General features: G+C 37.4%; 4 protein-coding genes. All 4 read left to right on the forward strand.

The features are described from left to right. A partial coding sequence (locus K6D58_RS08315; RefSeq protein WP_296829613.1) for a sensor histidine kinase occupies nucleotides 1–1,479 on the forward strand: 1,479 nt, incomplete at its 5' end. Further along, complete coding sequence (locus tag K6D58_RS08320) at nucleotides 1,472–3,025, forward strand: helix-turn-helix domain-containing protein (protein WP_296829616.1); 1,554 nt, start codon at nucleotides 1,472–1,474, stop codon at nucleotides 3,023–3,025. The genes K6D58_RS08315 and K6D58_RS08320, both read left to right, overlap by 8 nt. Before the next feature lie 51 nt (nucleotides 3,026–3,076). Then, nucleotides 3,077–4,084 (forward strand): substrate-binding domain-containing protein, encoded by a 1,008-nt coding sequence (locus K6D58_RS08325; protein WP_296829619.1) that lies wholly within the window; start codon nucleotides 3,077–3,079, stop codon nucleotides 4,082–4,084. Between the two features lie 186 nt (nucleotides 4,085–4,270). Beyond that, nucleotides 4,271–5,266 (forward strand): substrate-binding domain-containing protein (locus tag K6D58_RS08330; protein ID WP_296829621.1); only part of this gene is annotated, 996 nt, incomplete at its 3' end.

Below are 5,266 nucleotides of genomic sequence, written 5' to 3' on the forward strand. Positions count from 1 at the left end.
AGAAATAAAAGTCTTCGCTGGCGAATTATGGTTAGTATTGCAATCGCAATAATGATGCTTACTGCCGGTATTATTACAACCACAAGAATTTCCTTTTACTTTATTCAAAATCTTGGCTCTTCTTATGAATCAAACACAGAACTGACGGAATTTTCCCAGGCTATTACAAGTACAGAAAAAGCTATGGAAAATTACATAAATTACAGAACCTTTGAAAGTATTGACGCTTACTACAATGCCCGCACCAAGGTAGAAGATTCTTACGAGGGACTGCAGAATTTTCCTTCACACAACGAAATCTCTCATAAAGAATACATAATTCATCAGCTTACAGAAGCCTTTTTATATTATGGAAATATGGCAATTTCAGCCCGTCGTGCGAATAACGATAATGAAATGTCTTTAAATTATAATTACGCAATGGAAAGCTATAATTATCTGATTTCGCAGATTCTGGAACTGAACAATTTGAGAATGCAGCAAAATGCAGTTCTTTATAACGAAAATCAGGATAAAATCTTAACTGCCAACATAATGAGTATGCTTTTCTTCCTTATTTTCTCTCTGCTCATTTTCATAGTTCTTTATCTGACTATTACCTCGATTATGGATCCTCTGGTAGAAATTTCAAATGTTGCACACAAGCTTGCCCGCCGAGATTTTGATGTTCCCCTATTCAACAGAGATTCAAATGATGAAATAGGAAATATCTGCAAGGCATTTGACCGAATGACTATCAGTATCAGAGAATACATTGATACAATCTGGGAAAAGGCCCGTACCGAAGCAGAACTCAAAGAAAAAGAAATTGAAATGCAGGCTCTTTACACAGACGCCCAGCTCCGGGCCCTGCAAAATCAAATAAATCCTCATTTTCTTTTTAATACCCTGAACACAGGCGCCCAGCTTGCCATGATGGAAAATGCAGATAAAACCTGTTTTTTCATTGAACAGGTGGCAGATTTCTTCCGTTACAATATTCAACAACAGAGCCGCACAGTTTCAATTGACGAAGAGCTTGGATTGGTGGATAATTTTGTATATATAATGAAAGTACGTTTTGGAAATCGCCTTGAATTTATAAAAGATATTCAAGATATCGGCTTTCCACAGAAGATTCCGTCAATGACCTTGCAGCCTCTGGTAGAGAACTGCATAAAACACGGCCTTAAAAACTCTAAGGGCATTGTAAAATTGACGGTCGAAATGGATGTAAACAACATAATCATTTCAATTTCTGATAACGGCGAAGGAATGCCTGAAAAAACAAGGGAAGCAATTTTTTCTTCCATGAGCACAGGTGTTACCCGTCTTTCTTCAGACCTTCTGGATGATAACGCTTCTCATAACGGAACAGGACTTATAAATGTATTTATGAGACTGCAGCTTCAATTCCATAATGAAGATGTTTTTGATATCACAAGTGGAGATGATGGTATTGGCACAAAGTTTATAATCAGGATTCCAAATCATGTTTAATATACTAGTTACAGACGACGAGCAGATTGTAGTAGACGCACTCTCCTTTATCATCAAAAAGAATTTTGCTGATGATACTAAAATTTATACCGCCCTGTCAGGAACTGAAGCCATAGAAATTGTTATGAAAGAAAATATTGATATTCTTTTTATGGATATTAATATGCCAGGTTTAAGCGGGCTTGAAACAGTAAGTGTAATTACAAAATTAAAACCTAATATTGTATTTGTTATCCTAAGTGCTTTTGATAAATTTCAGTATGCCCAGGAAGCAATAAATCTGGGAGCCTACAAATATATTACAAAGCCGGTAAACCGAAATGTTGTAATAGAAACTATCCAGAGCGCAATGAAGTTAATAGAAGAAAAGAAGGGAAAATTAAGTGCCGACCTGGAACTTCATAAAAAACTAGATCTGGTTTCTCCTATGATTGAAAATGATTTTATTTATGCCTGCATTTTCAATAATGATAAAACTATAGATCTTTCCTCATATCTTGATTATTTTAATCTTTCTGAAAATCCCTGGGTTTTCTGCTGCTTTGAATTCCCAAATATAAACTCCGAAAATCAATACAGCACCTACCTGAAAATTCACGAGTTGTTAAACACAGAACACCGCTGTCTTGTAAGCTCTTTTATGATGAACAGGATTGTTGTATTTTTTCCTATTTTTTCCGTTAATCCCGAATACAATGAAGTTCAGGAAAGAATAAAGAAATTCTACACGGTTCTCAGCTATAATATTTCTGCAGGAATTCGCGCAGGAGTAAGCAGAATCCAAACTGATAAAAGTCTTTTGCAGGCCTCCTACAATGAATCACTTTCTGCCCTTAACAAATCAGCCGTAAACGGAGGGCTGGTTTTCTTTGGCATTCAGGAAACTGATAATTCAAAAAAGCAGGTAGTTAATTCTGAATTCAAAAACAACCTGATAAACAAACTGATTACTGGTGATTCAAAGGGGGTAAAAGCCTTTCTTGAACTCTACACTTCTGAACTTATTTCTTCAGATTTACCCCTCGATAAAATTAAGAACAACTTTTTTGAACTGATTGTAACCGCAAATAACACAACAAAAGAAATCAACAAAAATTTCGTAAGTGACTGCTTTGACAATGCCTTCTCCACCTTTAGTTCCGAAAACGATATAAACCTCATAAAAGAGTTTGTGCATAAATTTCTTCTGGAATGCACTACTTCCATTACAAGTGTAAAGAAGGCCGAAGTGCATCCTGTAATAAAAAAAGTTTGCGATTATGTTAACGAAAACCTTTCTAAAGATATTTCCCTTGAAGAAGCAGCAGATTTTGCAGGCATAAGCTCCTTTTACCTTAGTAAACTCTTTAAGGAAGAAAAAGGCGAAACCTTTATTAATTTTATTTCAGACAAGCGCCTTGAAAAAGCCCGTCAACTTCTGGAGGAGACTGAACTTTCAATCAAAGAAATAACCGCAGAAGTTGGTTATAACGACCAGAACTATTTCAGCAGGATTTTTAAAAACAAATATGGGCTTTCGCCTAAGGAATACAGAAAGGTTAATTAAATGAAAAAGTTTTACTCAAATCTTGGTCTAATCTTATTTTCCCTCTTTTTAATGTCTTGTGCTAAACAGCAGAAGGTAAGCAGCGAAAAGAAGCATTCCGAAGCCTCACAAGATAGAATAACCATAGGTGTTTCAATAGACACTCTGGCCATAGAGCGCTGGCAAAGAGATATTGATATTTTTATAAACAAGGTTAGAGAAATGAGGGGCCAGGTTATAGTTCAGAATGCCGGAAACAGTATAGAAGAACAGAACCGCCAGCTCATGTACCTGCTTGATAAGGGAGTTGATGCAATTGTCGTTCTGCCAAAAGATGCAAACTCTATAACTGAAAGTGTGCAGAAAATAAAAGCCAAGGGCATCCCTGTTATTTCCTACGACAGACTAACACTGAATGCTGATATTGATTTATACCTTACAATCGACAGCGAAAAGGTCGGTGAATACATGGCCTCCGAGATGTTAAGAAGAACAACCGGAAGAAACTGGTACTGCATTCTAGGTCCAAAAGAAGATTACAACATGACCCTTATACAAGAAGGCCTGGACCGTATACTGCGCACGACATCGGCTCATATAAGTCATACCTTTTACACGGAGGGCTGGAATTATGACTTGTCTTACCAGGAAATTGTAAGAATTTTAAAAGAAGGCACAATTCCTGATGCAATAATCTGTGGAAACGATGCTGTTGCGGCTAGCGTAATTCAGGCTCTAAGCCGCTATTATCCAGAAATGCATATTCCAATCTGTGGGCAGGATGCAGATATTGCCGCCTGCCAGTACATTGTTCAGGGCAAACAAGACTTTACAATCTATAAGCCAATTATCCGCCTGGCTGAATATGCTGCAGAATGTGCAGTACACTTGGCACGGGGCGAAGAAATTGAAACAGAAAATCTTAAAGTTCGTCCTATAAATAATGGCTATGCTAATATTAATACAGTCTGGCTGGAGCCTACTTATGTAGATAAATACAATATCGACAAGCTGATTATAGAATCCGGCTTTCATAGTGCAGCTTCAGTCTATGGCGATAATAGTTCAGAACAGAATTAGCACAATTTAAATAACAAAAAAATCCAGAATTTTACCAATTTTTCTCTCCTAACAAATCCTCTGAAAATCAGAAAATAACAAGAATCTCAAGAATTTTGAAATTTTTCACCCCATCTCCTGATATATACTTCTAAATGTAAAGAGCCGTTGGCTCTTATGAAAAAAATATTAGGAGTGTTTTTTCTTATGAAAAAAATTATCGCCATTCTTTTAGCAGCAGCAACATTAACAGCTGCAGTATGTGCAAAACCAAAGTCCACAAAGGTCGGAGTTTCAATGCCAACAAAAGACCTTCAGCGCTGGAACCAGGACGGATCAAACATGAAGGCTCAGCTTGAAAAAGCTGGTTACAAAGTAGACCTTCAGTTTGCAGCAAATGATATCCCAACACAGGTATCACAGGTTGAAAATATGATTACAGGAGGCTGTAAAGTTCTCGTAATCGCATCTATTGATGGATCTTCACTTTCAAACGTTCTTGAAACAGCAAGAAAAAAGAAGGTAAAGGTTATCGCTTATGACCGCCTTATCATGGATTCAAAGGCAGTTTCTTACTATGCAACATTCGACAACTACAAAGTTGGAACAATTCAGGGTGAATACCTTGTTGATAAATTGAACCTTAAGAACCGTACAGCAGATGATCCTGCTTACATGGAATTCTTTACTGGTGACCCAGGTGACAACAACATCAACTTCTTCTTCGGTGGAGCTATGGATGTTCTTAAGCCTTACCTCGACAAGGGTGTAATTGTTTGCCGCTCAGGACAGACAGAAAAAGCTCAGTGTGCAACTTTGAACTGGTCTACAGAAGAAGCTCAGAAGAGAATGGAAAACCTTATCACATCTAACAAATATGGTCCAAAGGGTACAAAGCTTGATGCTGTATACTCTTCAAATGACTCTTGTGCTATGGGTATTACAAACGCTCTTCTTTCTGCAGGATACACAGCTGAAAACTTCCCAATCATCACTGGACAGGACTGCGATATCGTATCTGTAAAGAACATGCTTAAGGGAACTCAGGCTATGTCTATCTTCAAGGATACACGTACTCTTGCTTCAAAAGTAGTAGAAATGGTTGATGCTTTGATGCAGGGAAAGAAAGCTCCTGTTAATGATACAAAAACATACGACAACGGAACAGGAATTATCCCATCATACCTCTGCGAACCAGTATAC

This window comes from Treponema sp. (genome assembly GCF_024696245.1).
In the GTDB taxonomy this organism is placed as follows: domain Bacteria; phylum Spirochaetota; class Spirochaetia; order Treponematales; family Treponemataceae; genus Treponema_D.